Raw genomic sequence first — 19,338 nt, 5'->3', positions numbered from 1 at the left:
TCCGCTTTGATTCAGACAGCGGCGGCCCGCATTGAGCGCGCTGTCGCGTAGATGACAAGGCCGGCGGCGCCATTTCCGATCGTTCAAGGCGCTGCCGAGATAGCGCAGAACGCGGAACCTGGAAACGGGAGTGACTTGCCATGGCCGAAGCAGATTCGAAGGTCAACAAGCTGGCGGATATCGTTCACGCGCTGCAGGATGGTGCTGCGTCGAACCTTACGCACACGGGGCCGATCATCGTCACGGGCGCCGCTGGTTTCATCGGATTTCATGTTGCGTCACGCCTTTTGCGGCTCGGCGCCGAGGTCATCGGCGTCGACAACTTCACGCCTTACTACGACCTGAAGCTGAAGGAGGCGCGATTTACACGGCTCTGCGCCGAGCCGAGGTTCACGCCGATGCGCTTCGACCTGGCGGACCGGTCGCTGGTGAAAGCGCTGTTCTGCGAATTCCAGCCATCGCACTTCGTGCATCTGGCCGCCCAGGCCGGGGTGCGTCATTCGCTCGTCGACCCGCATGCCTATGTGGAGTCAAACATTGTCGCATTTCTCAACGTTCTGGAGGGCTGCCGACACGCCGGCGTCAGCCATCTCGTTTATGCCTCGTCGAGCTCCGTATATGGCGCCAATCGACGCATACCCTTCTCCGAACATCATGGTGCCAATCATCCGGTGAGCTTCTACGCCGCCACCAAGGCCGCCAACGAATGCATGGCGCATTCCTACAGCCATCTGTTCGGCTTGCCCGTAACCGGATTGCGCTTCTTCACCGTCTATGGTCCCTGGGGCAGGCCCGACATGGCAGTATACACGTTCACCCATGCCATCGCCGAGGGCCGAACGATCGAAATCGCCAATGCCGGGCGCGTATGGCGGGATTTCACCTATATCGACGACATCGTAGAGGGGGTTGTTCGCGTGCTCGCCAAACCACCGTGTCAGGATCCCGGTTGGGACGGTCGCGCTGCCGATCCTGCCACCAGTTCGGCGCCATATAGGCTCTACAATATCGGCAATGATCGGCCGGAAGAAATCAACCATCTGATCGCGCTCATCGAGACGGCCCTTGGTCGCCGCGCCGTTCGCGTCAACGTACCTTTACCGCCAGGTGACGTCCTGGAAACCCGCGCCGATGTCAGGGACCTGCGCCGCGCCGTTGGCTTCGCACCGGCGACAACACTGGAGGACGGCGTGCAACGTTTCGTGGAATGGTATCGGGAATTCCATGCACGCCCTGTCGGACAGGTGCGACCAGCTGGCCTTCCGGCAACGGCATAGTGAGCACAACGCCGCCGTTCCCAGGTGTGGCAGGGTCGCGGCTCGCCTTCAATCTGTCTTGGGATACGCCGGCACTGGAAGGGACCCAAGCTGCCGTCCTGTGCCGTGCCCGACCCCCAAAAGGCGCCGCGCATAGCGGGTGAGCGGCTTCTCGAACAGACGGTGGGTGACAAATGCCACGCCCAGGGTTATCGCCAAGGCCGAACCGATGAAAGCCCACGGGCCGAGCACAAAGATCAACCCTGTACGCCAGAACAATATGCGCATGGCGCGGATCACGAATGGATGCATGAGGTAAAGAGCGTATGACGCATCGCCAACGCCAGCGGCCCACCTCGCCGCCAGGCTGTCATGCCTCAGTTTACCCGGCGGTGCCAAGGCAGCACTCCAAACTATTAGAGACGCCGGAATGCCATACACGACGGGGCGACCAAGGCCGGCCGAGATATCGGGAAACGCCGCCGCAAGCATCAGGGCACCCAGTCCCGTTGCGGCGACACAGGCCCTGATTGGGCCGGAAGGCCGCAGGCCCGAGGCGCACATGACCCCGATCATCGCGCCGAAAGCGAATTCGAGGATGATCGGATTGGTCCAGAAACCCCAGGGCTCAGGCAAAGGAGCCGCAAGAGCGCCCGAGAGCACCATCCCAACCAGGATCGTGAGCAGGACCGTAACTGCCCACCGCATGGGCAGCACGATCGTCGCCGTGAACAGCACGTAAAACAGCATCTCATAATTGAGCGTCCAACCCAACTCGTAGACCGGCTGAACGACGCCGTCAGGGCGACTGGCCGGAACGAATAAGTAGGATTCGACTACAAACCTGAAATCGACGTAGCTCTGGTTGAGAAGATTTGGGGCGGCCACCGCTACCGCAATGTAGAGCGAGGTGAGCGCCCAATATAGCGGGACAATTCGCGCGATCCGGCGGGAAATGAAGAGACGCGCGCCCCCGGGCTTTGCGAACAGCTGTCGCGACGTATGCACCATGATAAGGCCGGAAATCACGAAGAAAATATCGACTCCAGCGCTCCATGGTATCGGATTCCAGCTCTGAAAGGTGCGGCCGGCCTGTAATTCCAGGGTGGCCGCATCATGCTGGGCGTGTCGCAGCGCGACCGAACTAGCCGCGAGGGCGCGCAGGACCTGGACCTGGGTGAGGGTTTCGCGTTGGCTGCGCTCGACAGGCGTCGATCTCTCCGAGCGACGGCGCACTGCAGGCGCCGAGGCGCTCGCCATTCGGGCTTGTTCCATGGATGCTCCGCAGATTGTGAGCACACCCTGGGGCGCCTCCGAAACTGATGCATCCTTCAAATGACGGACACAGCCCGCGAAGTATCGGCTGCCCGCGCGGGTGTCCGGAACAGAGATACGCCGAAGCGTCTGTGCAGCCCTATGGCCTTTGTGCGATCCGGGCTTCGTGACTTCCTGCCCGAACGACGGCGATCACCGTAGCCAAAACAGTGCTCTCATTTGCTCGCCCTCAAGAACCAATGCCATTGACGGGCATCGACCGCGCTCGGCCTCATCGACAGCAAGGCAAAAACCAAGCCTGGCATGATTTTCAGTCGCTTGCGGATATAGACGGCCATGGCAATGCTCCAGATGCTCAGTGCAAGTGCCACACCCACCGCAGCGCCAAGCAGGCCGTACACCGCAACTCCGGCTGCACAGGCAATTATATTGGCCACAGCACCCGCTACCATCGTCGTTGCCGCAGCCCATTCATTTCCAGTCATGGTCAGGAGATTCTGTTGGGGCCCGCACAGCGCGACAAAGACATATCCCAAAATCAGAACCCGTGCGATCGGCGCTCCCGCGCTATAACCCTCACCGAAATAGCTCAAGAACGGCTCGACTATCACCATCATTGGGACGGCCACCAGGATGGCACCGCCAGCAGAAAGCAGGGTTGCGCGCGCGAACAGTTGTTGTAGGCCTCTGCGATCGCCTCTGACGTAGAGATCGGCTGCTGTTGGCGAAAACATGGTTGCCACGGCGATACGGGACAGGCCCACGAGCATCGCGACATTCAAGGCCAGCGCGAAAATACCCGCTTCAGCAATATGGCTTGTCCAGCCCAAAACCAGGACTCCTGCCCGACTGACGAAAACATCGAGCCCAGTGATGAGCATGAGCGGGGGGACGGCAAGCCACCATTCCCTCGAGGCATAACTTGGCTTGGCGTGTCCCAGGCCGGGTGGTTCAAACCTCCTCGCGATGATGAACACCAGCGCCGCTGTGAAAGCGGAACTCACAAGCACCGCCATCGTCACCGAGGGCGCATCCACTGTTCGAAATCCCGACAATGCCAGGAGCGCTACCAACACGAGCAGGAGTCCGTCTCGCATGATGCGCTCCGGCAACAACGCCGAGACAACGCCGCCGAAAGCACGCACAAGCGTGGCTCCGAGAGCATAGGCCGTAACCAAGGGCACAGCCATCATGCCGAGCACGATGCTTGTCTCAAGCCCTCTTTCCGTTGGATCTGAAAGGAACAGGACGGACGCAGCGCCGATCATCCCGAACAAGGTTGCCGCTATCAGCGATCTCTGCAGCGCAAATCTTATCACCCCGCGGGCCAGATCAAGCCTGCCACTGGCCCTATAGGCCGGGAGGAAACGCAACAATGATACATTAAAGCCAAGCGTTGCCAGATAGGCGAGCACTGACGTCCAAGCCTGAACGTAGGAATAGATACCGTAGTTGTGAGGTCCGATAAGGCGTGCAATTGCCAACTGTGCAAGACTGGTCAAACCAGCGCCACCAATATAGATCAGCAAGGCGAATATGCTTGCCCAAGCCAGCCGCGAGCCCATGTCCTTGTTGCGCGGCGGTGCGGTTGCTGAACCAGTTACATCTGCGCGATGAGCCGGCAACTCAATTTGCTTTTCGCCGACCGACCTATCGAAGCGCGACAATGCAGAAAGTATTTGTCTCTCAATCCGACAAATACTTTTAAAGGTCGATGGACCATCGGTGTTTTCGACGGAGATGATTTCCCGGCCAGATGTTGTCAGGAGGTCATGCATCGCTTCAAAAACGGCGAATGAGCGCATGTTAACGCTCAAGTCGGCCTCGAAAATCCGTTCCGCCGGCGGCTCAAGCTCCATCCGCCGACGAAGGCGACTTTCCACGACCGCAGCTGGCACCAAGAGCCTGACGGTGAGATCGGCCGCCGGTGCGAGGCTGAGCGCCTTTTCCAGCGCTCTGGGGTTGGTGCTCCCATTGAACATCGCAAGCGAACCAATCGCTTGAACATATCCTTGATCGAAAATTATAATTTCGGGCGATTGCTCCGCAGACTTCCAGCAACGCGAAAGGTGCAGGATGTATCGCCAGATTCGCGCGCGCCATATTCGGTTTTTTGGCGGTATCATCCTCACTATTGCAAAGGAACTGGAAATATCATCGGCTCGCCCTGCCGAAAAAAGCAGTATTCTGGCTGTTGAAAACATCGCCGATACGATCCGTGATATGAACAGAAAGATTCCGAGATCATATTTGGCGGCCCTGGTGCTTGGCTTGTAGCTGAGAGCGACCTTGGCGTGATAGCCTTTCCCGCGCAGCTGCTGCGCAAGCGCATGTGCGAAGGTTGTTTTGCCGGATCCTGGAGGTCCGAAAAATTCAATGATCATCGTGTAGCTGGCTCGATTTAGGGGCTCGATCGCTCCCTGGAGCTTCTGTTGAAGATCGCACACGCATCTTCAAACCCTCTCCAACAGAAGATCGGCGTTGTCTCCGAGCCTGGAGCCGGCTAGCCTCTTCAGGTTCACCCGGGTGAGCACACTCCCTACTGGAACGGTGGCGGATCCGCCGGCCCCTATTGCATCCAGAGCACCACGGGCAATGCTGCGCCTCGTCCTTGCCCAGCGAACGGCAAAAAGCACCGAATCGGCCCAGCGCTTAAGCAGCCTGGTTTCAGGCCCCCCGAGGCCCAGGGGACCGTTCATGATGACCACGTCGTAGGCCGAACGCAGCTCCTCGGTGAACTGGCATTTGTCGACGGTGGACAGAAGCGTCAGGAGATCATCGGAAGGTGCTGGAGCGGCCATGAGGTCGATACCGATTTCCGGCATCCTCGTAATTGCATCCTTCAGCACGCAACGTTCATTCACATAGTCGCCGAAGGAGTTCCGGGCCTTGTCGGTGCTGAATTCACCACGAAACCCGTTCGTGAGCCGTACATCCTTGCGATCGAGATCGAGGAAAAGCACTCTTCCTCCCAGCCGCGTTGCCGCCAGCGCCAGGCTCCATGCCAACTCGGTCTTGGCATCGTCCTGGATGCTGGACGTCACGAGAATGATATGCGGCGGCTGCCCCTTCCCCTGAGTTGGCGCCGCAGTGACGAGCAGCGAAGTCACGGCGCGGCTGAACGGCAAGTTCTGCTGGCTCAGAACCAGATGCCGCAGCTTTCTGGCATTAAGTCCCGCAACCCTGGGAAGCAGTCCTACGCACGGGACCCCAAGCTCGGCCTCGGCTTCGGCTTCACTGCGCAAGGTTTGGTTGAGACCGTTGCGGACCAGGACAATGACCGCCCCCATGAGACCAAAGACGACCATGCCGGGGGGAATCAGGAAAATCGGCGACAATGTCACGGGGGTCGACGGCGGCCAGGCGGTCGAAAGGACCGCTACGCCTGGCGAAGGAGCGGCGATGCGACGTATCAGATCCTGCTGCCGGCTCAGGAGTTCGTTGTAATGCTGCGTCACGATGGCTACCCTAGGCTCAAGGGAACGCAGCCCCGAAAGTTGGCTCGCCGTGTCGGCCACGGCCGCGTCGAGCATCGCCTTGCGACTTTCAAGAGCCGTAGCCTGAGACCGGTAGACATTTGCCTCGGCAGCGATTCGGGCAACGCTTTGCTCCATTTCGCGGGCGATCGCGTTGCGCAGATCGCCGTCGGCGGCGGCACCCGACTGGCGTGTCACCAGGTCCGTCAACACGGGCGACCCGATTTCTTCAGCGATGGCCGTGACCGGGGCGCCCGCCTTGCGCAGGTCCTCAATACGGCGAAGGCGCGCTTCCGACGCGGAAAGACTGGCTTTCGATAGGAATATCTGCCGGCCGAGTTCCGCTGTCTCACTGGCTGCGTTGTTGGCCGCAGTCTGATCGACGGCGCCATGCGTGAGCCGGTATGTCTCCAGCCGATCTGTCGCTTCGACAAGATCCCTTTGTACTTGCGGAAGGCTGGCGACTATCGAATCCAGATTAACCTGATCCGATGCCCGGCTTTTTTGTACCAGATCTTGAATGTAGACCTGGGCAAACGTGTTCGCGACAAGTGCCGCACGCGCCGGACTTGGATCGGTGAAGCCGATGGTGATGACGCGTGATCGCAGCTCTTGTCCGACCCTCATTCCGTTGCGTAGCGCCTTCAGCTCGGGCGCGTCCGCTGCGTCCGGATTTTCCGCCACCGTGTTATCCTGTCTCCAGGCCCTGCTCAGGAGATCGATGAGGAACGAGCCAGCCGCGGGCGGGACGGCATTGACGACGGTCTTTCCGTTACCGTCGACTGGTTGGGCTTTGCGCAGTGCTGCCAGGACCCGACGCAGGTGGCCTTGCGAGGAGAGCATCGTCAGATGATCATCGATGTTCGATTCCAGCGAGTCCTGGGCGGATGCCACGCCGCCCGAAGCACTGCTGCTCGGGGCATCGATAATGACCTGGGTAGTTGCCTCGAACAGCACCGGGCGGGTGAAGCCTGCCAGTCCGGCCAGGATGCCGCCCAGAAGGGCCATGGCAAGCAAGAACCATTTTCGCGTCGTCAGGATGATGACGAGCTGGTGGAAGGGTGACGATTGCGTTGGCTCGCGTGGCGGCCGCATCAAGCGCAGATTGGTTTCAAGTGTCCCAGCTTCCATCTGCTTGGCGCGCGGACGCCGGGCGCGGTTGGCTATGGAACCTTCCATCTCAATCCCCTGTCAGTTCGATATGGTAAGAAGGGTGCGTGGCGACCGTCGATGGCCGCATGGCTTCGTTGCGCCACGCCTGAAACATGAGCACCGGCCACAGGTCGCGGAAATTATCTTGGCTTCCATGCAGATGATTGCGCCAGCATGCGTCGACCTTCTCACGGTCGATGACCCCGTCCCCGGAGCGGCCGATCGTGGCGATTATATCGGTTGCCCAGCCGCGCAAGGGCCCTTTCAACCAAGTCCCGACCGGAACGTCGAAACCTTGCTTGGGCCGGTCGACCAGTCGGCGTGGTACATAACGATCAAGCAGTCGGCGAAGCAACCATTTGCCCTTCCCGTTTCGGACTTTGGCACGGGCTGGCAAGCGCCAGGCGAATTCAACGACGCGATGGTCCAGGATCGGGCATCGCCCCTCGAGGCTGCTGGCCATGGTGGCTCGATCGAGCTTCACCAAAATGTCGCCCGGTAGGTAGCCTGTCATGTCGGCGAATAGGAGACGCGAGAGCAGGCCGTCGAGCTTTGTCGTGTCGGTAGGTGCTGTCGACGGCTTGCGATGAACAAGGTCGTTGGCTGAAGATTTGGTCAGTTGCAGAAGGAGTTCGTCCTCATCTCGCGCCGCGAGCAGGCGGGCAAGGCGAGCCAGGCGGTCACCGCGCAAGCCATGCCGCATATTCGATGAAAGCGGCAGATTGCCGAAGATATCTTTCTGAGAGGCTTGGGCCAGCAACCCAGCCCCCGATGCCAACAGCCGGCGAAATGACAATGGCAGCTCATGCTGCTTTGTGAGGCGGGTTGCCAGGAAGTGTCGAGAATAGCCTGCGAAGCACTCGTCGCCACCATCGCCTGAAAGCGCCACGGTTACATGTTGCCGCGCGAGCCGCGACACCAGCAGCGTCGGTATCTGCGATTCATCGGCAAACGGCTCGTCCCAAATCCGGGGCAGCTCCGGAATGACCTCAAGCGCGGCGGCCGGCGAGAGATGAAGTTCCGTATGATCGGTGCCCAGATGCCGAGCCACCGCGGCCGCATGGGGAGCTTCATCAAACCCACCTTCGCCGAACGCTATGGTGAACGTACGAACGGGGTTTCGGGACTGTGCCTGCATCAGCGCGACGACAGTCGAGCTGTCGATTCCGCCCGACAGAAAGGCGCCCAGCGGCACATCTGCAATCATTCGTTGCTTGACGGCCAGGCGGAGCAGGCTGTCGAGCTCGGTCGCGAGGTCCTCGTCGCTGGCGGCTATCGGATCGCGCTGTCCCTTGCTGGCGACATCGGCCAGCGACCACCAAGGGTGAATGCGATGCGCAAGCGAACCGGTGCCGCGGGCGTCGGCGAATTGCGCCGCAGTGACCGACAGGATTGAACCAGGCGGCAGCTTGAACACGCCCTGCCAAATGCAACGGTCATCCGGCACCCAGCCGTTGGAAACCATCGTCGTCGCCGCATCGACATCGAGTTCCGGAGTGAAGCCTGGGAAGCAAGTGATCGCCTTCAGCTCCGAGGCGAAGACAAGCGCGTCACGTGTCAAGGCGACATAGAGTGGCTTCTTGCCCATTCGGTCGCGGGCAAGCTGAAGCGTTCGGTTCTCCAGGTCCCACAGCCCGAAAGCAAACATGCCAGCGAAGCGCGCGAGGGCTGCATCAAGGCCCCAGCTTTCGATCGCGCACAGCATGACCTCCGTGTCACTGGCGCCGCGGAAATGATGGCCCGCCCCTTCCAGTTCACGGCGCAGATCGCGAAAGTTGTATATCTCGCCATTGAAGGTGATGACATACCGACCGCTCGCGGAGAGCATTGGCTGGCGACCCGCTCCGGACAGATCGACGATGGCCAGTCGCCGGTGGCCGAAGGCTACCCCCCCTTCACGGCTCACCCAGAAGGCCTCACCGTCAGGTCCGCGATGACGAAGCGCCGTCGCCATCGGTCCGATGGCCCTAAGCGCACTTGCGTTGGGTGCATCGGGCGCCAACAAAATTCCGGCGATCCCACACATTCTAGCATCTCCTCTCGCGAACAATCGCGGGGATCGCTTCCGGCGTCCCAGCGACAAGGCAGAGGGTCAGACAGAACCACACGATCGGATGGCGGATGACCAAATGCGGAGCACTGAAGACGGCGATCGATGCCACGAGCGCCACCAGAGCATCCAGCTTCGCCCGCCAGGCGGACAACGCAGCCGAGCCGAAGATCCACATCAGGGCTAGAACCGAAATCAGGCCGCCCTGAGTGTAGAGATCCAGGATGGTGCTGTGCGCCTCGAAGGGCCGCGGCAAAAACTGTTGATTGACCACGGGGGGACTATCTAGGTGCGGGCCCGGACCCAGTCCAAGCGATCCCGATCGTGCCCCCTTCTCCAAGGCTGCATTCCAGAGGTAGAGGCGAAGCGCCGCGGTTTGGGCAGTCGCTTCCCCGCCCTTGTCTTTGGTCAGGCTCTTGGCGAAGTCTTCGGCGCTGGAGGCCTCGCTGAGGGCATAGGGCGCTATAGACAGGGCCAGCGGCAGGAAGCCAACGGCCATCAGGACGGCAAGCTGCCTTGAAAGGCTCGCCTTATTGCCGTCGCTCGCCAGCCAGGCCCGGACCCGCAGCCCGAGAAGGATCAGACAAGCCAGGACCGTGGTATAAAGGTAGGTATCGCTTTTTGTCAGCCTTCCGACGTAAACGGTGAATATGAGGCTGCATAGGGCAAGGCATCTTCCCCATTTATTGCTGGTGGTTGTGGCAAGATGCAAGGCCAGTGGACCGAGCAGGGCGCAGTAGAGCGCAAGCTGGTTCGGATTATCGGACCACCCGCAGAAGCGGTCCCAGTACCAGGGTTCGACCCCAGCCTGATGGAGCCAGCCGAATCCAAGCCCTACCTGAACGATGAAGCCCGCATTCGCGACAGCAACCATCCACCAGGCGATACGACGCAAACGGAAAGACGCGTTGGGCTCCGCAGCGGCCAGACAGGTGACGCACGCCAACAGCACATAGGCCAGCGTGTCGTGCAACAACGGATCCAGGAACAACGTGGTTGTCAGAAAACCGATGATGTAACCCACGCCCATGGCAAGCGCCAGGATCAGCCAGAAAAGCCCAAGCTTAGCCAGTGCCGGCGTAACCTCCAGTTGGCCGCCAGCAAGGATTCGCGTCATCGACAGCATTATCCAGAGCGTGAGGCACAGTTCGCTGTAGCCGAAGGGCAGCCCTGGGATGCTGAGTTGCGCCGCGTAGGACATTGCGACGCCGAAGGCCAGAAGCGCATCACGCATCATTGCCGCGCCTCACCCAGTCGATGGGGGCTCGGCACCGCCTCTTCCCTCGGATTCGCCTGCGCCGCTTGAACAAGCCTGCTGCGATATCTGCCACCCAGGATTGTCTTGTACAGGTCGCAATACTGGTCGATTACCCACGACAGCGAGAACCGCTCCCGCACGAATCCGACGGAACGGCTGCCCATGGTCTTGCCACGGGCGGGGTCGGAAAGAAGATCGACTATCCGGGAGGCCAAGCCACCCGCGTCGCGCGGCGCCACGAGATAGCCGTTCCAGCCATCCTCAACCACATCGTTGCAGCCCGGCATGTTCGAGGCGACGATCGGCAATCCGGACAATCCCGCCTCCAGCAGGACACGCGGAATTCCCTCGCGATATTGCGTCGGAAACGCAAAGATATCCGCCATGCCAAGGAGGGCTGGAATGTCGCGCCTTGGCCCCAATGCGACAACGTGGGGAACATGGCGCTCGATATCGGCTCTGCTGACGGCAAACGGACCTTCGGAGTCTTGCGGGCCGACAAGTACGAAACGCGCGTTGGGCCTCTCGCGGATAACGCGAGGAACCGCCTCGATGAGGGTTGGAATCCCCTTCTGCCGCGTGAGCCGGCCGACAAATATTATGACCTGGGCCGATTGTAGGCCAAGTTCCTCGCGCATCGTGGCAGCCGAAGGACCACGATACCTTGCCATCGAGAATGCATCGGGGTCGATGCCAGAACTCCGGATCAGTCGCCCTTTGCCGCGAGCCACCAGCCGGTAGCGCTCGAAGAAGGCCTGATCATCACTATTCTGGAAGACGGTCATGGCTGTCCAACGAGACGCCACCCCCTGAAGGCCGCAAAAGAAAGGACGCAATGCCAGGGCCCGCGGCTCCCGCGACGAGAATGTCCAACCAAGCCCGTTGATGGTGCGAACGACGGGAACGTGCCCGCGCACCGCCAGTGGAGTTAGGAGATTGGGCTTGGTGTCGAAACTTTGAATGATGTCCGGACGCAGTTCGGACATCAGTTCACGGATCGCGCTGACAGCACCCCATTCTGCACCGCCGCTGCCAAAGCGGTCGAACCCGAATCGGCGATGGGCAATGCCATGGGGTGAAAAGGCGGCTCCGAGATCACTCGAAACGGCAGTGACTTGAAAACCCCTTTCGCGAAGCGCCAAAAGAAACGGGATTCTTAGTCTATGATCCTCGCCTCCAACGCAAACCAGATGCGGACTCATCCTGTCGCTCCTGGATGCGATACCAATCGCGTAAAACAGCTGATCCTATCCGCGGTTTCCATGGCCGGTTTCATCGCCCCTGAACACACAACAGCCAGTCCCACGCTAGGAGCACGCTTTCGTGCTGTCCTCGTCTGTTTGCATGAAGCAAGCTGATCAACGATGCGGCAATGCAGCCACAACCGCTGTCGCCTCGGTCAGTGAGTTGGGTTCATCCGGTCTGACGGTGCAAGGACGACATCTTCGCGTACGACACGGCGGGCCGGATATAAAAAAGGGCTGTGTTCGAAAGGTCCGCGCGCCGCGTTCAAAGCAACTTCCGCCCGCCTTCTCTCGCCGGATCAACATCGCGACCAGGCGGTGTGATGACTCGCACCGCCAGTTCTCCCGATCGCTTCGTCTGGAAACAGGCTTTCACCCGGTCTCTGGATATGGTCGGACCCACCAGCCGCATCTTCCCGCGGCTAGGCGACCGCGTTGCCATGCTCGCCGTCATCCGGACCGGCACGCCCGCCTTTCCGTTGAACCCGGTGGGATCCAGTTCAGTGCCTCTCCGCAATTGCCAGCGGCGCGCGCCTCGCATGCCCTTGTGGAGTACTGCCTTGCTCATTTTGGCGCCGAGGCTTTTTACGAGGAGCATTGAGCGGCTGCAATGGGAGGGCTTCGCCAGGACGCGGTTCCTTTTGCGGTCTGAGCTCGAATAAATCCTGCGGAAGCGCGCATTTGGGCGGTGGCTCGCGCAACCGAAGCGCGCATTGGCCGATTGCCGCCACTGCAAATGCGCAGGCGCTCCGGCAGACTTCGCTGCAATGCTTTCGTTGCAGGCTTGAGCGCCCGACATACTTGGATCATCTACAAACCTCTAACGCAAGCGTAGCATCGAGGCTGTTGTGTTTTCCGGACGATGATCAAAGATTCTATCAAGGGACGCCGGTATTTGATTTGTCGCTAATGGATCCTTTCCCTAGGCAGGTGTGGGGCGCCTACCGAATCGGACGAAGGGTATGTCAATGACAACACTCCATTACGCCTCGGGCGGGTCGGCCTCCGAGGTCGCGAAAGCCGGATTCAATCTTGTTGATGTATCTTCCTTGGACCAGCTCAACGCCTTGCCGGCCGGCCAGAAAGGCCTGGTGTGGCTCAATGAAGCCGATGGTGCAACCTCCTCCTTTATCCAGAAGGTCACGCCCTTCATCGGCAATCCGAAAGTGTTTGGCTTCTTCCTGGTCGATGAGCCGGACCCGACCGGCAAATGGGGAACTTATGCCACCGCCGCTGATCTGAAGGCGGAGTCAGACTGGATCCACAGCCACCTGCCGGGCGCCAAGACCTTCATAACCATGATGAACATGGGGTCTTCCGCTAACCCCGACTTTTCAAACACATTCAATCCTGCCAACACGCATATCGACTATTACGGCTTGGATCCCTACCCGGTACGGACCGGAACAAGCACGATTGATTACAACATGATCGACAGGACTGTGGCGGCGGCCGTCGCCTCGGGCATCCCGCTCAGTCAGGTCGTTCCCGTGTATCAGACCTTCGGCGGCGGCGACTGGACGACCGACACGGGCGGTCGCTATGTCCTGCCCAGCGTTGCTCAGGAAAAGACCATGTTGGACCACTGGGCCAAGGTAGCGCCTTCGCCGGCCTTCGACTATGCCTATGCTTGGGGTTCTCAACAGGGCGACACGGCGCTTGAGAGCTCGCCGACGCTGCAGGCTCTGTTCCTTCAACACAACCAGAGCACCGCAGGCGGTCCTTCGGCCAGCGAACCGACGCCGCCGCCTACCAGCACAGTGCCTCCGCCCACAAGTGTCCCTCCGACCAGCACCGGCGATCACATTTTCTACGGCACGGGTAGCGCGGATGTGCTTCGCGGCACCGCTGGCGCGGACACGATGATGGGCCGCGGCTACAACGACACCTACTATGTCAACAACGCCGGCGACAAGGTGGTGGAACTGCGGCACAGCGGCAACGATAGCGTGCTGGCATCGGTCAGCTACGCGCTGTCGGCCGGCTCGCAGGTCGAGCATCTTGCGACCACCAGCAAATTGGGAACTGCCGCCATCAAGCTCACGGGAAACGAATTCGCCCAAACCATTGATGGCAATTCCGGGAGCAACACTATCAACGGCGGTGGCGGGAGAGACGTTCTGACGGGACATGGCGGCAACGACGTCTTTGTCTTCGATTCGGCTCTCAAGGTCGGCAATATCGACAAGGTCACCGATTTCAAAGTGGGCCACGACAAGATCCAACTCGACCACACCGTGTTTGCCGGCCTGCATACAGGCGCCCTTCCCTCTTCGGCGTTTTACGCCGGCAGGGCCGCGCACGACAGCGGCGATCACATCGTCTATAACAGCACGACCGGCGCGCTTTCCTTTGACAGCGACGGCTCGGGCGGCGCACATCAGATCCAATTTGCCACTCTATCGCCACATCTGGCTCTGACGGCGTCCTCGTTCATCGTGACGTGACCGTGGGAACGTCAGCTGAGCAAGATGGTCTGACGTTCTTGAATATGGCTGACGGAACCAAGAAGCCCCGCCGAGCTTGTACTTGGTATGAGCGCGCGCGGCATCGAATTCCTGCAGAAATGGGTAGAGGACAAGATCCCACTCTACACCAAGGCCGATCCGGCTCTTGCGGCGAAACTTGCGGACCAAGCAACGGCGGATGCCATCAGAGCGGGAATCCGCCCCGAGGAAATCTCTGAGGAAGTCGGAAGCATGTTGACGACCATGCTCGAAGTGCTCGATCAGCACGATTCGACATGATTGCGCGCTTGGCGGCAGATGCTGCCCGGCTTGGCGCCAAATGCATAAATGTGTCGTGGATCATAGGTCATGGGCCAGCCTAGGCAGCATGACCAACATGCTCTCCCAGAACGCGCGCGACGACCCCGTCCACGTCGTGAGGTTCAGCACCATTGACTTGTATCAACGGCCATCGGTCCTGGCGCAGGCACTCGCCGACCTCTCTTGAGATTTCGGCCTGCCTTAATCCTTTGTCCACGCCAAGTTCGAACAGCATAACCTCGAGGAGCGGTTGCTGCGCATGCCTATCCACAAGACGGCGGCGTAACGTTTCCTGGGGCGCGTCGAGTTGCACAACGAGATCCGGCCGCGGCAGGAACGCCAGGCACTCGCGGACCGCGTCGAGGCTTGGAGTTCTAGCCAGCACACCCAGCGCACACAAAGCCTGAATCATGCCCTCTTCGAAGATGAAGCAACCGGGCGACTCCCGCGCTTGGCGCCAGGACTGGCACAGTTGGGCGATGTCGACCTTCATTCGCCATGACCACACGCGGCTTCGAAGAGGGATCGATGCCAGAAGCCGGGCCGCGACACTGTCCTTTGGCAAGGTCGACAGCAAGATAGGACCGGATGTGGCAATCTTTTTGCCAATTCTTCCTATGCCATGGCGGATTTCCGGAGCGTCATCCTGAGCCGATCCAGGTTCAATCAGGCGATACCCATTTACTGTCTTCACATTGATGCCGTGTCTCGCCAGCCCTTGGCAGAGGCCGCGAAGCAGCGTGGTTTTACCCGCGCCAGGCGGCCCAAACAACTCGATGATCATATGCTCAAGCGTCTCCGAACGAGCAGTCATTCCCCTACGGATCAAGCTTAGCCGGATTTCAGATCACACCAACGTTCATTTGAATGATTGTTCCAGTCAGTGAATCTAGGCACCGAGCCCGGATTCTGGCGGAGATGCCGATCGCATCCGTTCGCCTGGGCAAGCCGTCTTGCGCTCCACGGAGCTTGCAAGGAAAAACGACCGGTGCTGGACACAAATGGCAAAACTTCTGAAGGACGCTCGGGAAGCGCTGGCTAGGCAAGATCGAGGCATCATCCGAATGATTGATGAAAAGATCTCCGTGGCGAGCGATGTTCGACCGACAGCTTGGCGGGGCCCTGAATGTCCTCAGTGTGTTTGCATTCGGAAGTGGCAAATCAAAACCTACAGGTGGATCTGCGACCCACCCGAAGGTGGTCAGTCGTTCCCGAATATGACCTTGACCAAGGGGGGCCAGTCTGGCGCCGTTACCGACAGATGGGTGCCAAATTTGCAGACATTCCAATCTTCGACCACCTTGGAGATGTCGCCAGGCGGCATCCTGACAAGCTCGCAATCAGCGACGGCGCGAACCGCCTGACTTTTTCTGAGCTTTTCCGGGCGGTCGAGACGCTGGCAACTCATATCGCTGCCGTCGTCCCCGAAGGGCAGGCCATCGGCATCCTGCAAGCAAACTCCGCTTGGTATCCTGTGGCGATGTTGGCGACCATGGCGGCGGGACGGCCTTCGGTTCCGCTCAACACAAGAGATCCCGCCTCTCGCATTTTCGATATAGTCAGTGCCGCGGGGCTCGGCGCGATTATAGGCGCCGAAAATGTTCGCCCGGTCGAATTGGCCCAAGAGATCATCTGGATCGAAATTGCGGCCGCCGTGGCGTCCAACGATCAACACCCAGAACAGCAGCATAAGCCCCCTATGGTTTCGGTCGATGCGCCCGCATTGGTGCTTTACACTTCGGGCAGCACCGGGCGCCCCAAGGGAATCGTCAACAGCCAACGCAGCCTGCTATGGCGGGTCCGGCAATATGTCGATGCGTGCCATATCAGCGCGGATGACGTTTTCCTGCCGCTGACCGGGCCAGCCACGATCGCCGGTTGCCGGGAGATCTTTGCGGCGCTGCTGACGGGCGCCACGTTGCATCTTCTCGAGGTGGAGGCTGTCGGCCTGCGCGCTACGCGCGCTCGATTGCAGTCCGAAGGTGTGACGATCGCCTATCTTGTGCCGGCACTGCTTCGAGCCCTCCTGGCTGAGGCGCCCGCCGACGCTTCCTGGCCGCTCAGAGTGGCCCGGATCGGTGGGGAGAAAGTGTCATGGACGGACATCGCTTTGCTGCGCAAAGCCGTTTCGGACCAGTGTCTGATCCAGATCGGCTACTCATCGACTGAAACCATCGGTTCGCAATGGTTCTTGCCGCCTGACTGGCCCGAGCAAGACGCGTCGGTTCCCGTCGGCAGGCTGCTCCCTGGTATGACATTCGCTATCGTCGACGAAGCGGAGCGCAATGTAGGGCCAGGCGAAAGTGGAGAGCTTCTTATCAAAAGCCGCTATGTCCTGCTTGGTCATTGGGAGAACGGTGTGGTCGTTCCCTCGCAGCCGGACCCCGACGATCCCGAGGCTCGGCTTTTTTCGACCGGGGACCTCGTTCGGCTCGACGATGATGGCATCTTGAGGATCGTCGGCCGCAAAGGGCGCCAGATCAAGATCAATGGTCGACGCATCGAGCCCGCCGAACTCGAACGGGTCTTGCGTTGCGCGCCTTCGGTGGCGGATGCCGTGGTGATGGTAACTGCCGCGCAGGAACTCATCGCCTTCGCGGTTCCCCAGCGCTTCGCAGGCGGCGCTTTTGCAGACGACCTTCGCAAGCTCCTCAGAATGACCTTGCCGGCACCATTGCGTCCCTTGCGATTGCACACAGTTGACGCAATCCCACGCCTGTCGGGAGGTAAGGTCGATTTGGCAACACTGGCCGAGATAGATCGTTCGCACGGAAGGAGGGCGCGAGCCGCCCGGTCGTCCACTCTCGATGCTCCGCCCGCCGGAGGAGCAAAGGACACGCGTCAAATAGTGCAGCACGCGTGGACGCAGGTTCTCAACACAGGCACTGCCACGGGAAACTGGGATGATGCTGGAGGAGATTCGCTGCAGCTGCTGCACTGCGTCATGGCGATCGAAAACGCCATCGGGCAAGAGCTGGGCCTCGAGGCATTCACCGTCGGCATGAGCTTGGACGAGATGGTTGAGGCGGTCGTCTCTGCACGGTTAGGCGAAGGGCGCGAAAAGAAGCACCACCCCCCGATTCTTTTCCTGTTTCCAGGGTCCGTTGGCTATGGTCCGAGCCTGGCTGCGTTCGCAGCCGCCATGGGGAAAGTCGCCCGTGTAAACCCCATCCGATATCCGAGCCTTGCGGCGATACTGGACGGACACAACACCCTCAGCGCCATGGCTGGCGCCGCACTCGAGCAGATAAGCCGCATCCAACCTGCGGGCCCCGTGCGACTTCTCGGCCATTCTCTGGGTGGCGCGGTTGCATTCGAGGTTGCCGCACGGCTCATGAAGGCCGGGCGAACGGTGCGGTTCCTGGGCATCCTCGACACGAGCCTTCTGGACGAGCCGAGCAACCATTGGGAGACTCTTACCCGTACGTTCTATCGTATTCGCACCAACCGCATATCCGCGCACCGGATGGCTTGCAGAGCCCTTGCGAAGATCACCGTCGCCGTGGGCGGCGAAGCGCGTCTGGCCAGGATTCTGGACAGATTTGCCAATGGAGAGTTCAACCCGACGATCTTCAGGACCAAACTGGAACTGCAGGAGGTTTTAAGGGCGAAGTCATTCTTCCAGTGGCTTGAGGCACCGAAACCGGCTCTGCCCCTCTCCGGTACCTTGTTCCGATGTCGCAGGGAGGGAATGCCGCGGGCCTTGGGCTGGGACAGCGTCTTGGCACACCTGGACGTCATTTCGATCACGGGCAGCCACATCGACCTTGTCGTCGAACCAAACCTTGCCACCAACCGTCCGCTTATCGAGACGGCCATCGTGCAGACCTATTCCCCCGCCGAATCTCGCAAAAGGGAGGACTTGTCATCGACATAATTCCGGAATTCAGCAAGGACATGCTGACGCTCGATGCCCGCGCGGAGGTCGATCGCATCGTTGACACCTTGCGCACTCAGGTTCTCGGCACCCTGCATCGTCGCGGCGTGGTTGTCGGTCTTTCCGGCGGTATCGACAGCTCCGTCGTCGCGACCTTGTGCATGCGCGCGTTCGGGAAAGACAAGGTCCTGGGACTGTTCATGCCGGAGCGGGATTCTTCCGGCGACTCCCTGAGACTTGGCCGCCGCGTCGCGGCACAGCTTGGCATTGAAAGCGTCCTTGAGGACATAGCACCGGCACTGGAGGCCATTGGCGCCTACCGCCGGCAGATCGATGCGATCCAGACCGTCGTTCCCGACTATGGGGAAGGGTGGAAATGCAAGCTGGTGATCGCGTCGGTTCTGGAGAGCAGCGGGCTCAATATAACCCGCCTCACGGTCCAGGATCCGCAGGGTAAAGTAGATACCGTGCGTCTGCCGCCAGCTGCCTATCTGCAGATCGTTGCTGCGACAAACTACAAGCAGCGCCTGCGCAAGATGACGGAATACTATCACGCCGACCGCCTCAAATACGCGGTTGTCGGCACTCCAAATCGCCTCGAGTACGACCAGGGCTTTTTCGTCAAGCAGGGCGACGGAGCCGCCGACGTGATGCCGATCGTTCACCTTTACAAAACCCAGGTTTATCAACTCGCGGAATATCTCGAGGTGGATGATGAAATCCGGCAGCGGCCACCGACCACCGACACCTTTTCCATGACCCAAAGCCAGGAAGAATTCTATTTCGCGCTGCCCTATCACCTGATGGATCTATGCCTCTACGGCCTGAACCACGGGGTCGCCAGCAATGAGCTCGCGGCGGTTGCTGGCCTCACCGAGCCCCAGCTTCAGAAAGTGTTCAAGGACATCGAAGCGAAACGAAGGGCGGCCCACTATCTTCACGCGCGGCCTTTGCTGTCCGCGGAAGGCGGAGATTGACCGAG

12 protein-coding genes are annotated in these 19,338 nt (G+C 60.2%); 5 read left to right on the top strand and 7 right to left on the bottom strand.

Annotated elements, in window-relative coordinates; translation table 11 throughout:
- The first annotated feature begins 140 nt into the window (after positions 1–140).
- Positions 141–1,277, top strand: a complete 1,137-nt coding sequence (locus tag X751_RS154380) for an NAD-dependent epimerase/dehydratase family protein (protein WP_081725364.1) — start codon at positions 141–143, stop codon at positions 1,275–1,277.
- Between the two features lie 48 nt (positions 1,278–1,325).
- Here the strand turns inward: X751_RS154380 and X751_RS154385 are convergent, their stop codons facing one another.
- From X751_RS154385 to X751_RS154405, 6 genes are all read right to left on the bottom strand, one after another.
- Positions 1,326–2,531 carry an acyltransferase gene (locus tag X751_RS154385; protein ID WP_084558262.1) on the bottom strand — a complete coding sequence of 402 codons (1,206 nt, stop codon included), beginning with the start codon at positions 2,529–2,531 and terminating at the stop codon, positions 1,326–1,328.
- 215 nt (positions 2,532–2,746) lie between these two features.
- Complete coding sequence (locus X751_RS1000000164740) at positions 2,747–4,915, bottom strand: polysaccharide biosynthesis C-terminal domain-containing protein (protein ID WP_031247041.1); 2,169 nt, start codon at positions 4,913–4,915, stop codon at positions 2,747–2,749.
- 69 nt (positions 4,916–4,984) lie between these two features.
- Positions 4,985–7,186 (bottom strand): exopolysaccharide transport family protein, encoded by a 2,202-nt coding sequence (locus X751_RS154390; RefSeq protein ID WP_023744434.1) that lies wholly within the window; start codon positions 7,184–7,186, stop codon positions 4,985–4,987.
- A 1-nt stretch (position 7,187) separates the two neighbouring features.
- Complete coding sequence (gene asnB / locus X751_RS154395; RefSeq protein WP_023733256.1) at positions 7,188–9,185, bottom strand: asparagine synthase (glutamine-hydrolyzing); 1,998 nt, start codon at positions 9,183–9,185, stop codon at positions 7,188–7,190.
- A gap of 1 nt (position 9,186) precedes the next feature.
- The gene (locus tag X751_RS154400; RefSeq protein WP_023670893.1) at positions 9,187–10,446 is read right to left on the bottom strand and encodes a polymerase; all 1,260 of its coding nucleotides are present in this window, start codon (positions 10,444–10,446) and stop codon (positions 9,187–9,189) included.
- Positions 10,443–11,669 carry a glycosyltransferase family 4 protein gene (locus tag X751_RS154405; protein WP_023744433.1) on the bottom strand — a complete coding sequence of 409 codons (1,227 nt, stop codon included), beginning with the start codon at positions 11,667–11,669 and terminating at the stop codon, positions 10,443–10,445. The genes X751_RS154400 and X751_RS154405 overlap by 4 nt, the downstream gene beginning before the upstream one ends.
- Before the next feature lie 1,010 nt (positions 11,670–12,679).
- Here X751_RS154405 and X751_RS154415 point away from each other — a divergent pair.
- Together X751_RS154415 and X751_RS154420 are read left to right on the top strand one after the other, a co-directional pair.
- Entirely contained in the window at positions 12,680–14,158 is a 1,479-nt protein-coding gene (locus X751_RS154415; protein WP_023744431.1) for a calcium-binding protein, read from the top strand.
- A gap of 87 nt (positions 14,159–14,245) precedes the next feature.
- The gene (locus tag X751_RS154420; RefSeq protein ID WP_023670889.1) at positions 14,246–14,458 is read left to right on the top strand and encodes a DUF768 domain-containing protein; all 213 of its coding nucleotides are present in this window, start codon (positions 14,246–14,248) and stop codon (positions 14,456–14,458) included.
- A 79-nt stretch (positions 14,459–14,537) separates the two neighbouring features.
- Here X751_RS154420 and X751_RS154425 read toward each other — a convergent pair whose 3' ends face one another.
- Positions 14,538–15,263, bottom strand: a complete 726-nt coding sequence (locus X751_RS154425) for an AAA family ATPase (protein ID WP_023670888.1) — start codon at positions 15,261–15,263, stop codon at positions 14,538–14,540.
- 477 nt (positions 15,264–15,740) lie between these two features.
- Here X751_RS154425 and X751_RS154430 point away from each other — a divergent pair, with 477 nt between their 5' ends.
- Together X751_RS154430 and nadE are read left to right on the top strand one after the other, a co-directional pair.
- The gene (locus tag X751_RS154430) at positions 15,741–18,356 is read left to right on the top strand and encodes an AMP-binding protein (protein WP_348524576.1); all 2,616 of its coding nucleotides are present in this window, start codon (positions 15,741–15,743) and stop codon (positions 18,354–18,356) included.
- A complete protein-coding gene (gene nadE / locus X751_RS154435) occupies positions 18,353–19,333 on the top strand; it encodes an NAD(+) synthase (protein WP_280790677.1) in 981 nt (326 codons plus the stop codon). The genes X751_RS154430 and nadE overlap by 4 nt, the downstream gene beginning before the upstream one ends.
- Positions 19,334–19,338: the final 5 nt, after the last annotated feature.

It is taken from the genome of Mesorhizobium sp. LNJC394B00 (assembly GCF_000502555.1).
Taxonomy (GTDB): Bacteria; Pseudomonadota; Alphaproteobacteria; order Rhizobiales; family Rhizobiaceae; genus Mesorhizobium.
The sequence above is the reverse complement of the archived record's forward strand: the minus strand, read 5'-3'. Positions and strand labels throughout refer to the sequence as shown.

What these genes read in the sequence shown, in the direction of transcription:
- X751_RS154380 (WP_081725364.1), top strand. Translation starts at nt 141, where the DNA reads ATGGCCGAAGCAGATTCGAAGGTCAACAAGCTGGCGGATATCGTTCAC.
- X751_RS154385 (WP_084558262.1), bottom strand. Translation starts at nt 2,531, where the DNA reads ATGGAACAAGCCCGAATGGCGAGCGCCTCGGCGCCTGCAGTGCGCCGT.
- X751_RS1000000164740 (WP_031247041.1), bottom strand. Translation starts at nt 4,915, where the DNA reads ATGATCATTGAATTTTTCGGACCTCCAGGATCCGGCAAAACAACCTTC.
- X751_RS154390 (WP_023744434.1), bottom strand. Translation starts at nt 7,186, where the DNA reads ATGGAAGGTTCCATAGCCAACCGCGCCCGGCGTCCGCGCGCCAAGCAG.
- asnB (WP_023733256.1), bottom strand. Translation starts at nt 9,185, where the DNA reads ATGTGTGGGATCGCCGGAATTTTGTTGGCGCCCGATGCACCCAACGCA.
- X751_RS154400 (WP_023670893.1), bottom strand. Translation starts at nt 10,446, where the DNA reads ATGATGCGTGATGCGCTTCTGGCCTTCGGCGTCGCAATGTCCTACGCG.
- X751_RS154405 (WP_023744433.1), bottom strand. Translation starts at nt 11,669, where the DNA reads ATGAGTCCGCATCTGGTTTGCGTTGGAGGCGAGGATCATAGACTAAGA.
- X751_RS154415 (WP_023744431.1), top strand. Translation starts at nt 12,680, where the DNA reads ATGACAACACTCCATTACGCCTCGGGCGGGTCGGCCTCCGAGGTCGCG.
- X751_RS154420 (WP_023670889.1), top strand. Translation starts at nt 14,246, where the DNA reads ATGAGCGCGCGCGGCATCGAATTCCTGCAGAAATGGGTAGAGGACAAG.
- X751_RS154425 (WP_023670888.1), bottom strand. Translation starts at nt 15,263, where the DNA reads ATGATCATCGAGTTGTTTGGGCCGCCTGGCGCGGGTAAAACCACGCTG.
- X751_RS154430 (WP_348524576.1), top strand. Translation starts at nt 15,741, where the DNA reads ATGGGTGCCAAATTTGCAGACATTCCAATCTTCGACCACCTTGGAGAT.